The organism is Microcoleus sp. Pol12A5, assembly GCF_036701435.1.
GTDB lineage: Bacteria > Cyanobacteriota > Cyanobacteriia > Cyanobacteriales > Microcoleaceae > Microcoleus.
The window spans coordinates 1-22512 of record NZ_JAUBQU010000068.1 but is presented as its reverse complement, the minus strand read 5'-3'; the positions used below and the strand labels follow the sequence as shown (position 1 = coordinate 22512).

Sequence of the window (22512 nt, the reverse complement as noted above, 5' to 3'; positions counted from 1 at the left end):
TTTATCGCTTTGGTCACTTACTGTGGCAAAGAAACTGGCTCGATGTACTGAGAATTAGCGCGCACATAACAGCCTTGTCTTGTCAGCAACCAGGGTTGACCGTTCGCCATCGTAATAGCATTTGCTCCCCTGAGTTCAGCAGAAACTGTATCTCTATCCGCGCGGTAAACTTGTTGAATTGCTCCGTTTGCGGTCTTGCGGCAGTTGAGTTGTCCATCTCGCGAGGTGACTCGCCAAGCAGGCCAAGTTACAAAACCATTTGTTTGACTCGACCAAGTATTAGCATTGCTAGAAGTATAGTCGCCACTTGCATTAGGACGCGGTAAAGCTTCAACTAAATTTACTTTAAATGTCTGGCCCATAGAAGGACAATTTTCTCCTCCTTTCACCTTCCAAGTAACTTCGGCTCCCAATTGGTTGCTTCTTCCAACTTGACGCCTGACAATGGCAATATCTCCAGAACAAACAATTTTTCTGCCAGGGCCGGTCGCACTGTCTTTGAAAGTCCCATTGTAATAGTAAGAGCCTGCTGCTCCTTCAGAACGGGTAATTAGAATATTGCCCAAAAATTCCCGATTGCCTACTTTTGTCAAGTAAAAACCGCTGCGATTGTTTCCTTTTTCTGACAAGTTTAAAGTCGTTTTACCGTTAGGATTAACATAAGTGGTAGCGCTAGCAGCACCACACCAAATCAAGGAAATAACTCCTGCATAGAACCACATATTCAGTCGTTTCATGGCAATACTTTTTATGAATTTATACAATTTATACTTTATTATAGCTAGCAGAAAAATACTTCACCAGTCGCTCAAATTAGTGTCACTCATTTGAGCGACAGCGCACTCGTCTGACCCTGCGTGCGGACTATCCCCGGCATCAACTCTGCATAACTTCACCTTGCTTCAGCTCCCTTCCGTTCTCTTCACTTGTCTGTACCTGCATCACGGGCCTTGCAAGCTTCAACTTCTGACTCATTGCAGGTTCCAATAATTAGCAGCAGAATAAATTTATATACGTAAGTAAAGGAGTTCAAATCACCGCTAGATACTGTGGATTTTACGGCTACTTCCGGGTGGGTCAAGTTGCCGCAAGTAACACTAGCCAGATTTGGGCAACTGGCAGATTTCACCTCTGAGCCTGTTTGTAAAGAAATGTAAAAGCTCCTGAAAGCCAATTACTGTGACAGAAAGTAAGCTTTCTAAGTTGAGTCGGTAAAAAAAGTCGTCTTGATTCAGCGCAAAAATGAACTTGACAAACACAAATTAATTTGCTCGAAACTTAAATCATTGTTGAAGGGATAATAAATTATGGCTGACGGTCAATTAGGAGTTATATTAAAGATGGCTCAAACAATTAATCCTCAAATTGAGAGCGATCGACACTTTGAAATAGACTTGGCAAAATTGCGCCAACTGCCAACAGGAACATTAGGGTGCGAAGTGGCGCGATTTCTAGACGAACAAGGCTTTGAGCCGATCGCATCGGGAGACTGGATTCAGCGAAACCACGACGTTTGGCACGTTCTGACTGGTCTTTCAGCTTCAACAGAAGATGAACTTGTACTTCAAGCGTTTACTCGCGCTCAAGTATTTCGTCCTTCTTGTGCGATTTTAGTGTTAGTTGGACTGATCGGTGGCAAATGCGCGATCGGACAAATTATCAAAGGCTTAAAACACGGAAAATTAGCCACTCGGTTAATTAATTGGGACGTTGCATCTGATTGGGAAACTCCTTTATCGGAAGTTCGAGAAAAACTCGGAATTCTACCCTTAATTGATTAGATTTTAACTCGTTACCTCATTGCAAAAGTATGCAAAGCAAAAGTTACAAACCGGAAATTAGCCTGAGTCCACGGGAAAGAGCGATCGCACAATTAGTAGCCCAAGGGCTGCCCAACAAATGTATTGCCAAAAATTTAAATATCAGTCACTGGACGGTTGCTACTTACGTGAGGCGGATTTTTATCAAACTCGGTGTTTGTTCCAGAACTGCGATGATTGCACTGCTGATCCAAGAAAATTTGCTCTGGGACTGATAAATAAGTAGCGTGCGTCAGCTAGCTGGAATTCTCTGGTAATCCAGAAACTCTAGGCACGACGCACCCTAAAAAAACCTATCCCTAGACAGATGAAAACCCGGTTTAGCTGTAAAACCGGGTTTTCATTTGCAATGTTTAAAACCTTCTATGCCAAAGCCACAGAACGAGAAGAATTTCTCAGAAAACTCAGCAATTCTCGATTCACCGTTTGCGGCGCTTCCTGCTGAATCCAGTGACCGCAGTGAGGAACTAATTTCAACTTAAACGGAGCAGTAATTAATCTGTCTAAACCTTCTACAAGTTTGTGGCTCAAAAACGCATCTTCTTCTCCCCAAAGCACCAAAGTAGGTACTGTCACAGGTTCTAATTTCTCCGCCAAATTCCAAAGCCTCTGCGGGTGAAACATCTGGCGGTAATAATTGATAGCGGCAGCTAATACTCCCGGCTTTTCTAAAGCAGTCTGATAAATCTTAGTTTCCTCAGCACTAAAAGATCCTTTGCGAACAGCTTGTCCTTGGAAAACATTGTGCACAAAATCTTTCAAGTTTTGCCGGATCAACCATTCCGGAATGCCGGGAACCTGAAACGCCAAAACGTACCAACTGCGGCGGATTTGATCTAAATTGCTCGCCATTTCCTGCACGAATCGCTGCGGGTGCGGAGCGTTTAAAATTGCCAAGCGGTTGAGTTGTTCGGGGAATTTTTGAGCTAAGTGCCACGCAATCGCCCCTCCCCAATCATGACCTACAACGTGAGCTTTTGTATAACCGAGGCTCGCAATCAAACCGCGAATATCCGCGCTCAGCGTATCTAAATCATAACCGCTTTCCGGCTTGTCGGAATCGTTGTAGCCCCGCAAATCCGGCACCACAACTTTAAAATGACGCGCTAAAGCAGGAATTTGATGGCGCCAAGAGTACCAAAACTCTGGAAACCCATGCAGGAGGAGAACGAGATCGCCTTCTCCTTGAGAAACGCAGTGCAGGCGGATGTTATTGGTTTCGACAAAAATGTGTTGCTGTTCGGAATCGAAAGAATTCATAGTTGGAAAGTTAGACTTATTTTCGGGAAGTACAGAACCCGCCGACTGGTAGCAGGCTAAAACGGCCCAATGCTGTTAATTTTTCTACTTTTATTGTAGCTGCTTTTCGATCCCCGTGGCTGCAATCTAATGAAACTTAAAACTTGTAGGGTTGTTGGGTGTCCGGTTTTTTAGGCGTAATTACTGAACGCACGTTTTTTACCTTAAATGTACTGTTTTAACAGCGGCGCAGGCGATTCAATAATAGCACAATTTCGTCCGTTGCCGATCGCATTTTTGCAGCCGATAGGTCCGATTGATTGACGATAATGCTAAATACCAACGGCTCGTAATTTGGAACTTCGATATACCCCGACAGTGCCGAAACTCCGCTCAAAGTTCCTGTTTTTGCTTGCAAAACTACGCGGTTTGGTGTATTATTAAAGCGATTTTTCAAAGTGCCGTTCTCGCCAGCGATCGGCAGTGACTGGCGGTAAATCGATGCGGCAGGTGAATTGGCCATAAATCTCAAAGTTTGCACCAAGGCTTCTGGGCTAATTAAATTGTGGCGGGAAAGTCCCGAACCGTCGGCTAATATGTAGCTGTTTGGATTTACTCCTAATTGAGTTAAAGACAGTTTTAACTCTTTCAAACCCATTTCACCTGTATCCTCTTGCTGCAGGGGCATCTTGTCTGTAACTTTTCCCAGCAATCTCAATAAAACTTCTGCATAAAGATTGTTGCTTTCCCGATTAGTTTCTCTCACCAATTGGGCCAGCGGCGGCGATTCAACGGTCGCTAATTCTTGATTTAAATTGCGAGAAGCTGATGCAACTAAAGTGTGTTTAACAGGAATTCCCTCAGCCGCCAGAACTTGCTGAAACTGCTGCAAAAAATTATTAGCGGGGTTGACAACTGCCACATAAGCTGATTCAGGTTCGCCACCAACTTTCAACTGTCCGCTCACTCGAATTATAGGTCGATCGAACTCCCTGCCAACATCAATAAACTCAGATTCGCTTTGGGCGACTGTTACTGAATTGTTCTGAAGTTGCCACTGATTTGCCAGCTTTGGTTCGGCAAAAGTAACTTTCAGAGGTTGCCCGATCGCCTGTGGGGACAAAAGAAGGTCGATCGCGTTTTGATTGAAAATTAAACTGTTAATCGGCGCTCCGTAACCTGCTTGGGCGTCTTCCCATTCCCAATTCGGATTGACTGCACTGCCTTGAAAATAGCTGTCATCGCCAATTAACTCGTTTACTTGGGTGATTCCTCGCTGCTTCAACTGCTGCGCCAAAGATTTCAACTGAGCCTCAGCAATGCTCGGATCTCCCCTGCCGGCAACGTACAAACTTCCATTTTCGCCGCTGTAAACCGATGTCTTAATCCGAAAATCTGCACCGAGTTTCTGCAAAGCAGCGGCTGTAGTTAGCAGCTTGGCATTTGATGCTGGAATAAAATATTTTTGGGCGTCGCGGCTGTAGAGAGTAGTAGTAGAAGATAGAGGTTGAATCAAAATGCCCCAGCGCGATCGGCTAAATTCGGGACGGTTGGCGATCGCATCTACTTGTGCCCCCAATTCCCCAGGACAAATATCCCCAGCAACCGCCGACATTTGAGCCGCAACCGCCGACGGACGCCCCAGCACCAGCACTAACAAACTAAGCGCAATTCCTTGGATTTTCAAAGTGGCAGTTCCTTAACAATAACTATTAAAATTAGATGCGCCAGAGCTTGGAAGTTTCACCGAATCAAGTCAATATTAATAATAATAACGCGCATGAATTCTCGGATTGAACAGCGCTTCTACAGGTTTTCCCTCTGTGAGGTGCTCTTCCACAATTAACGGTACATCACTCGGTTTAACTCGACAATACCAAATTTCGTCCGGGGTAACTCGTACAGTCGGGCCAGTGGTGCACTGTCCCTGACAGCTACAGGCCTCAACTTTCACCCCTGCAACTTGTTGAGCTTCAAAAGCAGCTAGCACTGCTGCTGAACCATTTTTGAGGCAAGATACATACTGGCAAACCAATACACAGCGCGCTTCTGGTTGGGAGTCTGGTTCTCGGGCTGGAGATTCTGGCATTGGTAAGGATTTATCCGCTCTTTAATATATCTTAACAATATTGTCAGGTCGATCGCCCGCTGGAGGGAGGCAAGTGGCAGAATTTTATAGTGCGATCGAAAAAAACAGCAAAATTCTGGCATTCAAACTTTTTCCTTCTTTACTACCTTCAAACCAATCCTTTCAGCAGAGCTGCCTTTCTTCAGTCTGTGTCACGCTTTCCCTATATGATCGATTTAGAGCAACAACTCAATCAACCGCTAATCATGCCAAAAACAGTAGCCGATGTAATGAGCCGCGAGCCGATTTTGGCGCGACCCGAAATGCCCTTGAACGAAGCGATTAAAATTTTAGCCGATCGACGCATTAGCGGTCTTCCCGTCGTAGATGAGAATGACTTGTTGGTAGGAGTCATCTCCGAAACCGACTTGATGTGGCGGGAAACCGGCGTAACTCCCCCCGCTTATATCATGGTGCTTGACAGCGTGATTTATTTGGAAAATCCATCTCGTTACGAGCGAGAACTCCACAAGGCTTTAGGACAAACAGTAGGAGAAGCGATGAGTAAAGAACCTGTTACCATCGGGCCCGATCAATCTGTCCAAGAAGCTGCCAAACTGATGCACGATCGCAGCATCCACCGATTGCCGGTGGTTGATACTGCCGGCAAAGTAATCGGCATCCTCACTAGGGGAGATATTATCCGATCGATGGCTGCCGAATCTTAAATTAACTGTTGCAGTTCCAGGACTGTATCAGAAAATGAGTCGTGAAGCGAAGCTATCCCGTAGGGAATCGCTCTTTCAATCTCCCTCGCTTTTGGCAATTACCAATTACCAAATCTAAAATCTAAAATCTAAAATCTAAAATCCGATGAGCATTACCCCTGAGTCTGTCGAACAATTGCTGAATTCCGAGGATTTTGGCGAAAGACTGCGAGCAGTCAACCAACTGCGGCAACTAGACCCAGCAATCGCCTATAAACTGATTCAAATTGCGATCGGCGATAAAAACGTCCGGGTTCGCTACGCAGCAGTCAGCCAGATATCAACCCTCGGTACGCAGAATCTGCCGAACGCTTTAGAGGTACTGCGAAACAGCCTGAACAACGACCCCGAACCCGACGTGCAAGCAGCAGCAGCCGATGCTTTGGGCGCATTGAAATTAACCGATGCTTTAGAAGATTTGCAGAAAGTTTATAGCAGTACCTCTGAATGGCTGGTGCAACTGAGCATCGTGGCGGCTTTGGGAGAAATGGGAGATCCGAAAGCCTTTCCGATGTTAGAAAATGCCCTGACTTCTGAAAACGAATTGATCCAAACCATTGCCATCAGCGCATTAGGTGAATTGGGAGATAGACGGGCGCTGCCGCTGCTGCTTCCCTACGCTTCCAATGCTGATTGGCAGATCCGTTACAGAGTAGCTCAAGCTCTGGGGCGGTTGGGCGGTACAGAAGCAGAGGAGGTTTTGGAAATTCTCGCCAAAGATGAGGTTGAACAAGTTGCTCAGGAGGCTAAAGCCGGACAAGAAAATAGTTTGAAATCTTGAGATTGCTTTGGCGATCGGGAAGAACTCTGCGCGGTTGTGAATTTTGAATTAATTTAGAATTTTTTGTGCGGATTCTAGTAACAACTTCGTTCGCGATCGCACACAGAATTCAGAAACCCGGTTTCTTCCTATATTGCTCGTTTTTGTCTGCAAAACTCGTAGAAACCGGGTTTCTAGCCAGCCAGCGGGCTGGGTGGAAGGTGCAAAGCTTACTAATCAGGAAAAATCTAAAATCTAAAATCTAAAATTGTATTGATGCCAATGGCGATCGCAAATTCCTTTGAAAATCTCCTTAAAGTCGATCGCACTCTTCCCGATACAAAGCAGAGTCTGCCTCTTGACATCCCCACTTTGACAAAAGCTATAATTAAAATAAAATAAATACAGTAGCGGCAGGGATTAACACAAGTATTGAATTGTACCCCACCAGCTAGCGATCGGGGAAACTATCGTTAAGACGGTAAGCCATCTACCAGCAAAACCAAGTCTTAAAACTCTCGATCATCCCCATGCTTGAACAACTACAAAATTCCGCTTCTCAATCCTCGGACATTTTAACAGGAGAGCGATCTGTCTCTCAAGTCGCACCAAATCCAATTAATCAAAACTTTATTTATAGAGTTTTAGAACTTACGAACTTAGAACGCAGTAAATTAGGTTTGTCCCCGCTAACCTTAAATACTCAGTTACTAAATGCGGCGGAAAATCACAGCCAGAATATGGCACTGCAAGACTTCTTTTCGCATACCGGGAAAGATGGTTCGTCATTAGGAAGTCGGATTTCTGCAACAGGCTATCAATTCTCAACGGCAGCAGAAAATATTGCTGCGGGTTATTCTACACCCGAACAAGTTGTATCATCTTGGATGAACAGCAGCGGCCACCGCGCTAACATTCTTAACCCCAATCTCAAAGAAATTGGCATCGGTTACTATTTCTTAGCCGACGATACTGGCACAGAAAATTGGAATCACTATTGGACGCAAGTTTTTGCGACTTCTCTTGACGGTAGTGTCAATCCCGCACCTACACCAACACCGACTCCCACACCAAACACTATATCTATTACTTCGCCAATACCCAATGCTAGAGGGGACGGCAACCCGACGACAGCACCAAAAAATACAGCCAGCGACGGCAATTATTTCCTATCAGATAGTGCCGATAGTCAAATACCGACAAATGCTGCGGGATTGCCAATTTTTGCCCTTTCCGGCAAAGACAATCTCACCGGGGGAGAAGGTGCTGATAGCATTAATGGAATGCAGGGTGCGGATACAATTAATGGTGCAGGTGGCAATGACAGCTTATCGGGCGGTAAAGAATCCGATTCAATTGATGGCGGTGTTGGCAATGATTTTATCAGCGGCAATAACGATAACGATCGACTAATCGGATCTGACGGTAACAATACTATTCGCGGCGGCAAAGAAGATGATGTCTTGGTTGGCGGTAACAGCGACGATGTGTTGGCGGGCGATCGCGGGCAAGATATGCTGACGGGCGGCGGCGGAAATGATACGTTTATTTTAGCAGGAGGTTTGTCTGCTTCGGCTACTTTAATTGGTGCGGATGTGATTGCCGATTTTGCGAGCGGGGATAATATTGGTTTGACTGACGGTATGGGATTTGCCAACTTGACTTTTGAAGCTGTGAGTTTGCAGTTGGATGCAGGTGCAAGCATCGCTTCTACGGCGATTAAGTCGGGGAACAATTATTTGGGCATCGTGCAAGGTGTAAGTGAAAGTCAGCTTACATCTTCTGTTTTTGTCAACCCCTAAAAAACAGCATACCCAGATTCCCGACTTCTTGGAGAAGTCAGGAATCTAAAAACGAGAGCGCTTTACGTTTAACTTTGAGAGCATAATCGGGGTGGCTGTTTGGAGAGATTGGTTGTTATACAATCCTGGACGGAAAAACACGGGGAACGATCGCCGTCAACTCAACCGCAGGCATGGGTACTGAGTTTACAATCGCACTCCCAGTGAAAGCCAATGGTGCAGCTTAAAAGTGGGTGGCAAGAGCGATAGATGCTGCATCAGACTGAAACGACTCGTTTAGCAGTTTGGTGATTGTATCAGCGTTAGCAGGGCGACTGAAGTAAAACCCTTGACCTTCATGGCAGCCTCGCGCTTGCAGGTAGTCACGCTGCTCCTTGGTTTCAATGCCTTCTGCGGTGATCGTTAACCGCAGACTTTTTGCCAGAGCAATGATCGCATCAGTAATGGTGGCACTGTCCGGGTTAGACAGTATATCGTTGACAAAGGATCGATCGATCTTGAGCATATTAACCGGAAACCGTTGCAGGTAGTTGAGGGAAGAATAACCTGTACCAAAGTCGTCTAGGGCGAGGGACACGCCAAGTTCTCGCAGTTGCGTTAAGATTTTGACCGATCGCTCAATGTCAGTCATCAAGGCAGTTTCAGTCACTTCCAGTTCTAAATACGCAGCTTCGAGTTCGGTCTGGGCCAAAATTTGGCGAACCATCTCAACCAGATTCGCCTGCTCAAATTGTCGAGCCGACAGATTCACCGAAATCCGCAGCGCTGGCAGCCCGGCCAGTTGCCAGCTACGGGTTTGAGCGCAAGCCGTTCGCAAGATCCATTCACCAATGGGCACGATCTCGCCATTGGCTTCGACGATCGGAATAAATTTTGCCGGAGAGACCAAACCCTCTGTAGAATGCTGCCAGCGAACCAGCGCCTCCGTTGCTGTCACCTGTCCGCTGTCGAGGTCGATCAGCGGTTGATAGTAAACCAGTAGTTCGTTACGCTCCAGCGCTCCGCGCAGGCTATTTTCTAGGATCAGTCGCTCCTGTAACTGAACGTTCATTTCGGGTGAATAAAACTGATAGTGACTCCGCCCTTGCTGGTTTGCCTGATGAAGTGCGAAGTGAGCTTGCTGAAGAAGTTGCTCTGCAGAATTGGTATTTTCTAAATGGTTCAATGTAATGCCAAGACTGGCGGTGAGGTGGATCGGTTGACCCTCTACAGAGAAAGGTTTTGCTAGCGTACTCAGCAGCAGTTGGGATAGCTTGACCACACTCTCCAGCGAGGGGAGTTCGCTGCGAGCGATCGCAAACTCACCATCGCCCAAACGCGCCAAGATATCTGACCGATCCATGCAGTTTACCACCCGTTGGGAAACGGCTCTAATTAGTAAGTCCCATATCCCCGGCTCCAACGCATGGCGCATTCCCGTGAAATCGTCGATTCCCAATACCAGCACTGCGACCAGGGGTGAGTGATTTTGAGATCGGGTTTGATTCAGGCGATCGCAGAATAAGTCACGATTTGGCAATCCCGTCAGTTCATCGTAGTGGGTAATGTAATGAATCAATTCATCTAGTTTGTAAAGCGTTTGTGAGGAATTTGCCATCAGCGTACCGACTTCATCAGTAAACTCTGTGGGTAAGTTCGGCAAAGTTCTTGTATCGAGGTAGTTTTGTAGAGCCTCCGAGGTTAAGATTACCGGAAGAAGGAGGTAGCGCAGCGTATAAAGGGTTGCTGCCGTACCCGCTAATGTCGCCAGCAGAGCAACCAGCAGAACCCCGACTGATGTCTCTACAGAGTAAGCGTTTGAGGTAAGAAACCAGACCATTAAGGTTAGCAAAGGAACGTGCGTGCCTAAAAATGCAACCACCATAATTTTGGCAGTGTAGCTTTTCTTCAGCCAGGGGAGATACGCCAAGAATGAGTATAGGTTAAGGTTATGTTTTGGTTGCATAGGACTCGGTTTGAAATTTCAAAGTGGGTAGAGTATCCAGCAGTCTGGTACTAGGTGCGTTAGCTTCAGAAACAGCTTTTTTAACTAAGGAGCGATCGCCTTAGATTTGACCGATATTTTACAAATCGATCGACAATACCGAACCGCGACCGCTTGTGTGATAAAATATCCAAGCGATCGCCAAACAACAAATATATATACTGACCCTAATCGCCTTTCTCAAGAACGTCAATGATCCGGGCCAAAAATTACCCAAATAGAGTTTTTTGAAAGCTATAAATTAGAGCGACCTTCAGCTTTTAGTCTGCTACTGATAACTAATGAATAATGACTAATAACTAAATTACTAAAAGGGTAACTATGAAAAAAGTAGCGGTGTTTGGCAACGCTGGAGGTGGTAAATCAACTCTCAGCAAGAGATTATCGGAAATCACTGGTTTGCCACTTTACGTCTTAGATAAGATTCAATATCAATCTGGGGGCGCTGAGGTTCCCAATGAAGAATATAAGCATACCCATGAGAAAATTTTGGCTGCTGACCGATGGATTATTGACGGGTTTGGTTGTATGGAAACCGTCTGGCTTCGACTCAACGAGGCGGATAGTCTGGTTTTTGTCGACCTGCCATTATACGTGCATTTCTGGTGGGTGACTAAACGGCTGATTACAGGTAAGTTTATACCGCCAGAAGGCTGGCCGCAAAACAGTCCGATATTGAAGAGTTCAATTAATAGTTACCGTGCTCTTTGGTTGTGTCACAAGTATTTGACTCCAAAATATCGCGAGTATGTCGATCGCGCTCAAAATACCAAAAGTGTTTATCACATCAGATCCACTGAAGAGATTTCACAATTTTTTGACTCGATCTTGCAAATGACTAATCACTAATGACTTGGGAATAGGGAATGGCGCATGGGGCATGGGGCACGATCGGCGAAAGGCATTGTGCTAACAAATCACCTCTCACTAATCACTAATGACTGATGACTATTGACGAATTGATGCCACAGCCGATCGCAAATTCCCTTGAAACTCGCCCAGAATTCGATCGCACTCTTCCTTTTCCAAATTAGTCCAGTGCATCATCAAAGCTAATTTAACCGACTTGCCGCTTTTTTCGAGCAAAAAACCCGCCTCCTCCCGGCTTAAATCAGTCAAATCCTGCAACATCCGCACAGCCCGATCGCGCAATTTCTTATTAGTCACGGCCACATCAACCATCCGATTGCCGTAAACCTTCCCCAGCTTCACCATTACCCCAGTCGAAATGATATTTAAAGCCATTTTTGTGACTGTACCGGCTTTCAAGCGCGTCGAACCCGCCACTACCTCCGGGCCAACCAACAACCGAATATCAACATCAGCCTCAAAATTCACTTGTTCGGCGGGTACGCAGGCCATAAACACAGTCTTCGCCCCCCGCTGGCGCGCCGCCTGCAAAGCGCCCGCGACAAAGGGCGTCGTACCTCCAGCCGTAATCCCGACAACCACATCTAAGTGGGTAATTTGACGGTGGGCGATCGCCTCGACCCCATCCTCAGCCCGATCCTCCAAATCCTCCGAACTCCGCACCAAAGCCCCCGCACCCCCGGCAATTATGCCCTGTACGAGTTCGGGCGGCGTGCAGAAGGTGGGGGGACACTCGGCTGCATCCAGCACCCCCAAACGCCCGGAAGTACCCGCACCGACGTAAAACAGGCGGCCTCCTAGACCCAGAGACTCGGCTGCAATGTCGATCGCTTGGGCTAACTGTTTGCGGGCACGGGCGATCGCGCTTAAGGTTTGGGCGTCTTCCCGGTTGAACAAGTCCACTAATTCGATCGAACTGAGTTGGTCTAAATTCTCGCTGTTGACATTCACCTGTTCCGTCAGCAGATGGCCCCGTTCTTCCAAATTCTTCATAATTTTTTCTGCGTTATTGGTCATGGGTCATGGGTCATGGGTCATGGGTTATGGGTCATGGGTCATTGATTTAGAGAGAAACCGCAGATAAACGCAGATAAACGCAGATGTTTTTCAAGATTACAGAGCTATTTTTGCAATTAGACTCTACTAATGACTGCTGACTCTCACAAAAGTCCTTCGAGTCGGCGGCGAATAGAATCCAGTTCGTTTTGGGAAACGTCAGAATCTGGATCTGGATCGGGTTCGGGCTCCGGCTGCCACTGAGTCTGTGTTACATTGTCTTCTGGCGGGATCGCCAGCGCGCCTGCAGGCACCAGTTCCCAATCATAATCAACACTGTCGCAGAACTCCTTAATTTCCTCCTCGTCGATCGCCTCAACCGTGGGCTCTGGGAAATCCTGAGCTTCCAACATCACGCCAAAGCGGGTGGCGTCGTCTTCTGACTCAAACATCAGAACTTTATTGCGATCGCCGAGTTGAATGGTATGAATTCCCTCATTCTCGGTGCGGGCATTGAAGAGTAAGACGAACACTCGCATAAGTTTTAAAGACCTTCTTAACCACCGTTTTTTTATCTTAGGAGCGATCGGGCAACCGATTTTAAATTTTATATTTTAGATTTTAGATTGACCACCGATCCTGCACTGGCGGGATCGAAAGGAATTGGGGCATTTGGACGACTTGGTTTGATATTTGAGATTTGAGATTGACCGCCGATCCCGCACAGCGGGGGGAATCTAGGGGATTTGGGGGAGCTGGAGGACTTGGTTTTAGGTGGTATTGCGTGTTTTGATTAAGTTCGGTAAAGGTTTCTGGAGTCTACTCTGGAGTGGGGGCGTGCCTTTTGCGTGCGTTCGACCCGGGGATCGGCACTTCCGACCTCACTTTTGAGTCTACCAAAGGCAGAAGGCACCCTGGCGAATCACACAGATTATACCTGTCTAAAATCGGCTGATTTCCTATAATTCCTGAATTCTCTGATTTTTGAGAAACACCCATGACTAACTCGGACGATAACAAAAATCAACTCGCACCCCGTCCCCATCGCCGCTGGTGGCGTCTGCTGCTGCTTAGCGGTACGGGATTAAGTATTCTCGCCTTGGTGGGGGCGGCCGTAGGATACCAGTGGGTGCGGGAAAAGTTAGCTCCTTTGGTGGAAACGGAAGTCAGTCAGTTGCTGAAGCGACCTGTGCAACTCGGACGTTTGGAGGGATTTTCTCTGACAGGTTTGCGGTTTGGCCGATCGACTTTACCTGCAACTCCTACCGATCCCGATTACGCTTCTACTGAAGCAGTGGAAGTGCAGTTTTCGGTTTTGCCACTGCTGTTCAACCGCACTCTCAAATTAGATATTACCCTAGTTAAACCCAGCGCTTATATCGAACAAGATGCTCAAGGCCGCTGGGTTAATATTCCAACAGCAGAGCGGAAATCTCCGGGTTTATTTAAAACTGAAGTTGAGGCAATTCGAGCTGAAAATGTCGCCGCAGTTTTGGTGCCGAGTCCCGCAGTCGGACAGAAAACTTCGGCTCCCATTTCTGTAAGCTTGAAAAATGGCAGCGCTCTATTTCGCGACCAAAATAAGCGCGTTCTCTACGAACTAAACGGTCAGTTTACTAACAGCGATAAGTTTATACTTAAAGCTGATTCTATTTTACCTGCCGCTCAAACTAACGTGCAGTTGCAAGGTCAAAATTTGCCTTTGCCCGACCTCGCTCGCTTGCTGAAACTTCCCCGCATTTATTTACAAAAAGGTCTGGCTAATGGCAATTTAACCGTGAAATTGCGAGACAATAAAGTATCGCAAATTACTGGAAACGCTAGTTTTGGAGGAGTGCAAGCGAGTATTTCTCCGCTGAAACAGATCGTACAAAATAGCAGCGGTCAGTTGCGGTTTCAGGGAACTAATGTGATTGTCGATAGTCTGGCGGCTAGTTACGGTTTAATTCCGCTTAGAATAGCAGGAACAGTTGCCACTGGAACCAATTTTAATTTGGAGAACGCTAGCTTCAATCTGACAACGAACGTGCAACCAGTCGCTTTGGCAAGTGTTGTCAGTGCGGTGGAGACAGAGTTAGGGAAGAAAGTAGTATTACCCGTGGCTGTGGCGGGGGAAGTGAAGGCGGATGCCAAGCTGACTGGAACAGTTGCAATGCCGGTGCTGACAGGTGCGATCGCCTCGACAAAACCCGCTACAGTCGATCGCCTGCAATTAAACAATATTAGCACTAATTTCAAATTGGAACGGGGGAGAATGGCTCAAACCCCAAATCCCAATTCTCAATCTTCTATTCCCCCGTTTTCCTCTTTAGGTTTGACTTTGAGCGATATTTTGGTAGTGCCGGCGGCGGGTGGTAAAATTGGCGGGAAAGGTGAAGTCGATATTAGGTTGGGAAGTGAGAATTCCCGATCGGGTTTGGTGTTTGACTTGCAAGCTGAAAATGTACCCGGAGACGCGATCGCCCAAATTTACGCTCTCCCAATTCCTGCTGGTGTTAATATTGGCAATGTCTCCGCAAAAGCTCAAATTTTCGGCCCGTTAGACAACATTCAAGCGAGAGTTCAATGGCAAGCACCGCAAGGAACTTTCCCCGCAGCGGGCGAAATTAGAGCCGCAAGGAATTCGGCAGATTTGCAAAATACAGTTGTGAAAATTGGCAACGCTTCTGTTAACGTGGATGCTGCGCTAAAAGACCGTCAGTGGCAAGCTATCATCGAGGGCGATCGCTTGGCCCTCAAAAGTTTGCAGCAAGTTCTGCCAGACCTTAATTTACCTCCTGAAGTAGCGGGTTTGGTCAGCGGAACTGTGGAAGCTGCGGGAACTTTGGACGATTTGAGTTTAAATGCGATCGCTGCGACGGGCAAAGGAACGCTGAATATTGCTGACAGTATTGTTGATGTTAATGGCGAACTAGAATCGGGGAACTGGCAAGTTGTTGGCAACACTGAAAAAGTTGCTGTAAATCAATTAATTGATATTGGCTTGCCGTTTTTAACACGGGAAACGACCGCCAATCAAGACAATCTAAAATCCAAAATCCAAAATCTCAAATCGCTTGGCGGACAGCTAGCAGGTGAATTTCAAGTCGCGGGAAAAGTTGGCAATTTGACTGCTGGCGGAATCAATGTTAATGCCAACGGTAGGCTAAATTTTGCCGACAGTAATGTGAATTTACAAGGAGAATTGGTAGCGGGAAACTGGGAAGCAAAAGCAGAAACAGATCGCACTTCCATCAACCGCTTGGTAGATTTGGCACTGCCGATTTTAGATGTGGCTTCAGCATTCAATCCCGAAAATCAGCAATCGGCAAATCTCAACAATCTCAAATCCAAAATCCAAAATCTCAAATCGATTGACGGACTGCTATCGAGTCAAATTACAGCATCGGGAAGTCTTGACAATTTGACTGCTAGCAGCATCAATGCTAACGGCAGCGGCAGACTCAATCTTGCAGGCAGCAATGTTAATTTAAAAGGAGAATTGGTAGCCGGAAACTGGCAAGCAACAGCAGAAACCGATCGCACTTCCATCAGGCGCTTAGGAGATTTAGGATTGCCCCTGTTAGATGTTGGCTTAGCTTTCACTGCTGACAATCCTCAAACAGTCGCCAACCTCAACAATCTCAAATCCAAAATCCAAAATCTCCAATCGCTTGACGGACAAATATCGAATCAAATTCAAGCCAGCGGCAATCTTGATAATTCAACAGCCGCCGATATTTCTGTCAACAGCAGCGGCCAACTCAATATTGCCGACGGTACTGTTGCTTTTAGAGGTAAATTACAAGACAGACGCTGGCAAGCTTTCGCCGATGCCGATCGAGTTATTCTCAGCCGCTTAGAACAAACTGTTCGCAATCTCCAACTGTTTCCGCTGACGGCGACTTTGCCTAAAGGGTTTGACGGCCGAGTTAACGGCGAATTCCAAGCAGCGGGCAGTTTGGATAACTTGACAGCCAAGGGAATTAGTGGTAGCGGAGAAGGACGGATTTGGGTCGATCGACTCGGGGCGATCGATACTACAGCCAAATTAGAAAACGGCAACTTGCAAGCATTGCTGGAAACCAACGGAATTGCCGTCAGTAATTTAGAACAAACCCTCAAACAAACCGGTTTGCTGACAGCGGATTTACCGCCAGAAATTAACGGAACCCTCGACGGCAAAGTCCGCATTTTGGGAACAGTAGACAATCTAACCGCCAACGGTATCACCGCCAACGGCGACGGACAAATTCGACTCGCCAACGGCGGAGGAATTGTCAATGCTAAAGGCCGCGCAGAATCGGGGAATTGGCGGGCGTCTATTGAGGGCGAGCAAATTGCTCTAAGTCCCTTCCAGCAAGCCTTTGAAGCGCAGCGACAAAGCTTGCAAACCGGAGGTGTAGTCTCCGGCGCCCAAAATCTCCCCCAGCTTAAAGGACTGTTTAACGGCAATATCAATTTATCCGGCCCGATTGCCGCTTCCCCACAAACAGTTCGCGCCGGCGGCAGTTTCCGCATCTCGGAATTGCCGTTTTTGAAACAACCTTTTGAGGCAGTATTTAATTGGGATGGCAAACGGGTGGAAATTGAGAACGCCACAACTCCAGGTTTGACAGCAAACGGCTTTGTTAACGTCGAACTCGGAGGTAAAGGAGGGCCCTCAATTTCCAACTTAGATTTGGATGTCAAACTCGCCAACTTTAACCTGGAAGCCTTACCAGCCGAACAACTAGGATTTTTGTCTACAATTGCGGACAAAAATTCCTCACAGCAAAACCCACCCCTGCGCGGCAATGTCGATTTTACCGGCAGCCTCACCGGAACCCTCGCCGCCCTCAGCTTAGTGGGCGACGTGGAAGTGCGGAATTTAGCAGTAAATCAAATCGCTTTTGACCCGGTACTGGCGGGGGCTGTGAATGCCGATGCTGGGAAAAGTGTAGATTTGCGTTTGGCCGGCGCAAGCGACAAAATCGAAGTAGCTTTAAATCAATCTTTTCTGCCGACATCTTTCTTAGTTCAACGCGGGGAATCTGTGGCTAGCGGCCAAACTGAGGGAGAAACTTTGCGAGTTAATTTAAGCGATTTTCCCCTCGCTGCTTTGAATCTATCACCGGGGAAAGAGGCAGGTTTGGGGCCGATAACTGGTACAGTTTCGGGACAAGTAAATGTGCCTGGTTGGAAGATGCCGTTAAATCCGGCGACTTTGCAAGCAAGCGGACAAATTGCGATCGCCCAACCGGCGATCGGCTACATTAAAGGTGACAGTTTTCAAGGCGAATTCAGCTACGCTAACGGCAGCGCCACTCTCACAAACGGACTTTTCCGCCAAGGCAGCGGTCAATACTTAATTTCCGGCAATGTTCAAACAGGCGCCAACCCGCAATTTGCCGGGAAAGTTAACGTCCAGCAAGGCAATTTGCAGCAGGTTTTAACCGCTTTGCAATATTTCAATTTAGGTGACTTAGCTAGAGGCTTAAAACCTCCCGTTTACGGTGACAGCGGCGACGTGCAAACTGTAGCAGTCGGAGAACCGGATGCCCCGCTAATCGAACAGTTGCGCCGCTTGGCAGAAATTGAAACTATTTTGCAGCAGCAGCAGGCAGTGAAATCATCAGAAAAATTGCCTCCCTTATCTGAATTGCAAGGCACTTTTGGCGCGGAAATTGCTGTCGCAGGTTCTTTGCAAACGGGCGTGCAAGCTCAATTTAACGTGAAAGGCGATAACTGGCAGTGGGGAAGATATGTCGCTGAAAAGTTCAGCATTGAAGGCAGTTTTCAGGACGGGATTTTAACTGTTTTGCCTTTGGAAATTCGATCGGGCAAAAGTGCGATCGGCTTTTCGGGACAACTCGGGCAAAAAGCTCAATCCGGGCAGTTGCGGATAGAAAATGTGCCGGTGGAAGAGTTGGCAAAACTGGTGGAATTGCCTTTTGTGGATGTCACGGGAAATCTGAATTTGCGGGCGAATTTGGCCGGCAGTTTGGAAAACCCGCAAGCCACGGGAGAATTGAGTTTGGTTGAGGGTACGCTAAACGGAGAACCGATTAAACAAGCCGACGGCAGTTTCAGTTACAGCAACGCCCGCCTGAATTTTGGCGGCAGCGCTTTGGTAACTCAAACCGAACCGATTGAAGTGCAGGGAAGTTTGCCTTTTGAGTTGCCCTTTGCAGCCGTGAAAGCTGATAGCAATCAAATAGATGTGAGGGCGAATTTGCAAAATGAAGGTTTGGCAATTATTAATGTATTGACTCCGCAAGTGGCGTGGGTCAGCGGTCAGGGACAGGTGCAAATTCGCGTCGGAGGGACGCTGCAAGACCCTGTAGCGCAAGGAATCGCGAATTTTGAAAATGCAACCGTCCGGGCGAGAGCCTTCCCAGAACCGCTGACAGGGCTGACTGGGACGGTGCGCTTCGAGGGCGATCGTATTCGGGTAGAGGGAATTCGGGGACAGTTGAGTCAGGGGCAAGTTGTGGCCGCTGGCGTGATTCCGTTGTCTGTGCCCTTCGCCGAGGGCGATGTCGATGCGGATAATCCCCTGGCTGTCAATCTCGACAAGTTGGCAGTGAACCTCAGAGGATTGTACAGCGGCGGCGTAGTCGGTCAAGTGCAGGCAAGGGGCACGGCGAGGCGCCCGCAGTTGAGCGGTAATATTGAACTGTACAACGGCGAAGTATTTCTCCGGAGTCCCGGCGGCGGCACAACTGAGTTAGCTTCTTCCTCTTCTGCTTCCGATTCTGATTCGACATCTTCTGCTTCTCCTGCGACTGAGGTTTCTGCTTCCCCTGCGACTGAGGTTTCTGCTTCTCCTGCGACTCCGACTTCCCCTTCCTTTGAAGTTGGATTGAACGATTTGCGGCTGAATTTGGGCCGGGGAATCCGGGTCACAAGTGCGCCGATATTGAGTTTTCAGGCGACTGGGGGCTTGACGGTGAATGGAACTTTAGATGACCTTCGCCCGGAGGGTACGATTCGGTTGACCTCCGGGTCGGTGAATTTGTTTACGACAGAGTTTAGACTCGATCGAGGATACCCGCAGACTGCGACCTTTGTACCAACACAAGGACTCGATCCGACGCTGGATGTGAGATTAGCAACTTCGGTGCAGGAAGTAACGCGGTTCCGCACTCCCGGCACATCTGTAGCCTCTGAAATCGCAGACGAACCGACAAGTTTCGGCAATGTGCGGAGTGTCCGAATTCAAGCGTTGGTGCAGGGAAGGGCTTCTCAGTTGGCGGAAAGTCTGGAGTTGAGGAGTTCTCCGAGTCGATCGCAAACAGAGATTGTAGCGCTGTTGGGCGGCAGTTTCGTGCAGACTTTGGGACAAGGAGACAGTACGCTGGCGATCGCAAATCTAGCTGGTGCGGGTTTATTGAACAACATTCAATCTGCGATTACTAACGCCACAGGATTGAGCGAATTTCGCTTATTTCCCACTCGGATTAGAGGTAACGAAGCACAAACAGCTAGTTCGAGTTCAGGTGCGGGTTCTCTCGGTTTAGGTTTAGAAGTTGGGTTTGACATCACGCGCAATTTTTCAGCATCAATCATTCGAGTTCTGTCAGCCAATCAACCGACAGAATTTACTGTGCGCTATCGAGTGAGCGATAAAATTTTACTCAGAAGTTCGAGTAATTTTCAAGGAGACAACCGCGTCACTGCTGAATATGAATTGAGGTTTTAGTTAGCAAAAAATACCGTTTACAAAAATCTGACTATCCTCAACCCGGAGCAGAGAAGGTGAAAAGAAGGGAAGCCATAAAACTGATAACAGTAAGTATTAGTTCTTTAACAGAGACAATATATCGCTCTGGAGACCAATATATGCTTGGAAGTACGGTAAAAAATCATTATGACTGGATATTACTATACTGGATGCCCTATGACAATAATCTCTCAAGATTCGGACAACCAATTCTTCAAATGCTAAGTAAAGGTGTAAAAAATAATAAGGTTTTGGTAGTCGTACAATCAGACTTTAGTGGAGCAGCACAAGTTTCTAGAAGTCTGATTAGCCAAGGTAAAGTTGATACGCAATACTTAGAAACAGCAGATAGTAGTAGTGCAGAAGTCTTGAGTGAGTATCTGACTTGGGCCCAATCTCAATTTCAAGCCAAACGCTGGGCTATTGTGTTTTTAGGTCATAGTGGAACGCTTATGGAAATCAGCCCCGACGAGCATCCCACGTCCCCTTTAATTTCAGAAATTAGATGGATGAATCTTCAAAAAATAAATCAAGTTATATTGAATTTTAACCGCTCTGTAAAGGGAAATATAGACTTATTATTTTTCCAAAATTGTAATAAAGGAAATATTGAAGTACACCATACCTTCCAAAATACTGCTAAGTATACGCTTTCATCTCAACTGCAACTTGGAGCGCCCAATTACTATTATGAGCAATTGTTAAGCCATTTGAGCGATTATCCAGACATTGATGGTTCTCAGCTAGCTAAAAAGATTATGGATTATGAACAGCCTGATATGTACCATAGTTTGACATTAACTAACAATCATTATTTCCGCTATTTTACCGAAAAAGTTAATGTTGTGATTGATTCTATTTTGCAAGCAGATATTGCGCCAGTGAAAGTTTTTATATCCTCAATTTTAGGACCTGAAGTCAATTTTTCCAATAACACTACTGTAGTAGTTTATCGTAACTTTGGAGAAACCTTTGTTGATTTCGCAAATTTTTTACAAAAACTTACCGAATTATCAGGTGCAAGTCCGTCAGCCTGTAACGATTTATTGTTATTTTTCAATAATTTTCTTATTCAGAGAGTGCAACAGCATGGTGAATTACTTGACTCAAGAATTAGACATAAGTATAAAAGCTTATCAGGTTTAGGCTTGTTCTTACCTAGAAATCGGCAGAAACTGGAAAAGTATTTGTATTTATCGGTTTATTCAGACTTAAAGCTTGTAGAGCTTTTTGAGGCAGTTGTATTCGAGCTGACGGGGTGACAACCCCGTCAGAACTCAGAGCAGGTGAGGCGTTGACCAACTTGTGATAAAAAAAGATAGGTCAGACGAAAGTTACCCATGACCTATCAAAAAATATGCTCCCTCAATTTTATCAGACGCATCTCCAGCAACAGTTAACTCGGACTCAGTTTTTAATATTAGGTCTCTTGCTCCATGTCCTGCAATCAGAAAGGCAAGTTAAGTTGGAACGGTTAGCCCGAATGTTTCCACACCCGATTACGATCGAAAGTCGGCGTAGGAAATTACAAAGATTTTTGGAGCTACCCCAATTAACACTCAACCTTCTTTGGTATCCTCTGATTACTTATTGGTTAACTACCTATTGTCAAGCAGGGCAAAGGTTAACAATTGCGATCGATCGCACTCAATGGGGTGTTATCAACATACTGATGGTAAGCCTGGTGTGGGAGCAAAGAGCCATTCCCTTATTTTGGACTTTGTTGCCCAAATTAGGAAGTAGTAACGTGACAGAGCAAATGGACGCGATTGCCCAAGTTTTGCCACTCTTAAAAAATTATCAAGTAGTGGTTCTAGGAGATCGAGAATTTTGCTCAGTCGATCTGGCTAACTGGCTCAGGACAGAGAACTTGCATTTTTGTTTGAGGCTTAAATGCTCTCATTGTATCGAAACAGAGCCTCAAAAATGGCAATCCTTAAAAGAAGTAGGATTAGTTCCCGGAATTTCTCTCTATTTTCCAAGTGTCAAAGTCCGAAAAACTCAACCAATAGCAGGGTTTGATGTGGCTGGTAAATGGAAAAGGAAATATCGGGGGGTGTCAGTTAAGGAAGGTTGGTTTATCCTGACAAATCTGGGCAATCTGTCCGACGCGATCGCAGAATATAAAAAGCGGATGGGCATTGAAGAAATGTTCCGAGATTTCACTCATTGGAGGCTATGATTTAGAGGGAACTGGTTTAAAAGGCAAACGCCTTATAGCGCTGATTCTGTTGATAGCGATCGCCTATAGTAGTGCTGTCATACAAGGTACAACTCTCAAAAAGAAACCAGCTAAAGAGTATATTGTTCGCCCTAAAGAGTCAAAAAGAAAGTATCCTCGCCGGAGTACATGGGGCAGTGGTCTAGATAGCCAACAATGGGTTATATATCTGGACAAATACGTTGCAGAAGTTCAAGAGTTAATGGCATTAACCCCTCAGAAACGCTGTTTTTATCAACGGGGGATGAGGGCCGCAACTCTCATCCGGTCTAGTTCCTAGCTATCTTTGTCACCCCCCCAG

Annotated in this window: 16 protein-coding genes; 9 read left to right on the top strand and 7 right to left on the bottom strand. The window is 46.5% G+C overall.

Annotation, left to right across the window (positions count from 1 at the left end; translation table 11 throughout):
• Positions 1-17: 17 nt before the first annotated feature.
• Positions 18-737, bottom strand: coding sequence for a hypothetical protein (locus QUA45_RS18120; RefSeq protein WP_333145655.1), 720 nt, complete (start codon positions 735-737; stop codon positions 18-20).
• A 570-nt stretch (positions 738-1307) separates the two neighbouring features.
• Between QUA45_RS18120 and QUA45_RS18115 the strand changes: the two genes are divergently transcribed.
• Together QUA45_RS18115 and QUA45_RS18110 are read left to right on the top strand one after the other, a co-directional pair.
• Complete coding sequence (locus tag QUA45_RS18115; RefSeq protein ID WP_333099535.1) at positions 1308-1781, top strand: Coq4 family protein; 474 nt, start codon at positions 1308-1310, stop codon at positions 1779-1781.
• A 29-nt stretch (positions 1782-1810) separates the two neighbouring features.
• A complete protein-coding gene (locus tag QUA45_RS18110; RefSeq protein ID WP_333036912.1) occupies positions 1811-2035 on the top strand; it encodes a helix-turn-helix transcriptional regulator in 225 nt (74 codons plus the stop codon).
• 148 nt (positions 2036-2183) lie between these two features.
• Here QUA45_RS18110 and QUA45_RS18105 read toward each other — a convergent pair whose 3' ends face one another.
• From QUA45_RS18105 to QUA45_RS18095, 3 genes are all read right to left on the bottom strand, one after another.
• Positions 2184-3080 carry an alpha/beta hydrolase gene (locus QUA45_RS18105; RefSeq protein WP_333099533.1) on the bottom strand — a complete coding sequence of 299 codons (897 nt, stop codon included), beginning with the start codon at positions 3078-3080 and terminating at the stop codon, positions 2184-2186.
• Positions 3081-3297: 217 nt separating this feature from the next.
• Complete coding sequence (gene dacB / locus QUA45_RS18100; RefSeq protein WP_445304974.1) at positions 3298-4740, bottom strand: D-alanyl-D-alanine carboxypeptidase/D-alanyl-D-alanine endopeptidase; 1443 nt, start codon at positions 4738-4740, stop codon at positions 3298-3300.
• A gap of 81 nt (positions 4741-4821) precedes the next feature.
• Complete coding sequence (locus tag QUA45_RS18095; protein WP_333099530.1) at positions 4822-5148, bottom strand: (2Fe-2S) ferredoxin domain-containing protein; 327 nt, start codon at positions 5146-5148, stop codon at positions 4822-4824.
• Between the two features lie 206 nt (positions 5149-5354).
• On the opposite strand from QUA45_RS18095, the gene QUA45_RS18090 reads away from it, so the two are divergent.
• The 3 genes from QUA45_RS18090 to QUA45_RS18080 all read left to right on the top strand — a co-directional run bounded on the left by QUA45_RS18090 (position 5355) and on the right by QUA45_RS18080 (position 8456).
• Positions 5355-5855, top strand: a complete 501-nt coding sequence (locus tag QUA45_RS18090) for a CBS domain-containing protein (protein WP_333099528.1) — start codon at positions 5355-5357, stop codon at positions 5853-5855.
• A 145-nt stretch (positions 5856-6000) separates the two neighbouring features.
• Complete coding sequence (gene nblB / locus QUA45_RS18085; RefSeq protein WP_333221758.1) at positions 6001-6675, top strand: phycobilisome degradation protein NblB; 675 nt, start codon at positions 6001-6003, stop codon at positions 6673-6675.
• Positions 6676-7184: 509 nt separating this feature from the next.
• On the top strand, positions 7185-8456 hold the full coding sequence (locus QUA45_RS18080) for a CAP domain-containing protein (RefSeq protein ID WP_333221757.1): 1272 nt from the start codon (positions 7185-7187) through the stop codon (positions 8454-8456).
• 223 nt (positions 8457-8679) lie between these two features.
• Here the strand turns inward: QUA45_RS18080 and QUA45_RS18075 are convergent, their stop codons facing one another.
• The gene (locus tag QUA45_RS18075) at positions 8680-10320 is read right to left on the bottom strand and encodes a bifunctional diguanylate cyclase/phosphodiesterase (RefSeq protein ID WP_333221756.1); all 1641 of its coding nucleotides are present in this window, start codon (positions 10318-10320) and stop codon (positions 8680-8682) included.
• Between the two features lie 441 nt (positions 10321-10761).
• Between QUA45_RS18075 and QUA45_RS18070 the strand changes: the two genes are divergently transcribed.
• Entirely contained in the window at positions 10762-11289 is a 528-nt protein-coding gene (locus QUA45_RS18070; RefSeq protein ID WP_333099521.1) for an adenylate kinase, read from the top strand.
• 99 nt (positions 11290-11388) lie between these two features.
• Here the strand turns inward: QUA45_RS18070 and murQ are convergent, their stop codons facing one another.
• Positions 11389-12303: an N-acetylmuramic acid 6-phosphate etherase gene (gene murQ / locus QUA45_RS18065; protein ID WP_333221755.1), complete on the bottom strand. Its 915-nt coding sequence runs from the start codon at positions 12301-12303 to the stop codon at positions 11389-11391.
• Between the two features lie 167 nt (positions 12304-12470).
• A complete protein-coding gene (locus QUA45_RS18060; RefSeq protein WP_333066613.1) occupies positions 12471-12845 on the bottom strand; it encodes a DUF3110 domain-containing protein in 375 nt (124 codons plus the stop codon).
• A gap of 458 nt (positions 12846-13303) precedes the next feature.
• Here QUA45_RS18060 and QUA45_RS18055 point away from each other — a divergent pair, with 458 nt between their 5' ends.
• The 3 genes from QUA45_RS18055 to QUA45_RS18045 all read left to right on the top strand — a co-directional run bounded on the left by QUA45_RS18055 (position 13304) and on the right by QUA45_RS18045 (position 22172).
• Complete coding sequence (locus QUA45_RS18055; RefSeq protein ID WP_333221754.1) at positions 13304-19969, top strand: translocation/assembly module TamB domain-containing protein; 6666 nt, start codon at positions 13304-13306, stop codon at positions 19967-19969.
• Between the two features lie 56 nt (positions 19970-20025).
• Positions 20026-21252, top strand: coding sequence for a clostripain-related cysteine peptidase (locus tag QUA45_RS18050; RefSeq protein ID WP_333221753.1), 1227 nt, complete (start codon positions 20026-20028; stop codon positions 21250-21252).
• Between the two features lie 95 nt (positions 21253-21347).
• Positions 21348-22172 carry an IS4 family transposase gene (locus QUA45_RS18045; RefSeq protein WP_333221752.1) on the top strand — a complete coding sequence of 275 codons (825 nt, stop codon included), beginning with the start codon at positions 21348-21350 and terminating at the stop codon, positions 22170-22172.
• Positions 22173-22512 lie beyond the last annotated feature (340 nt).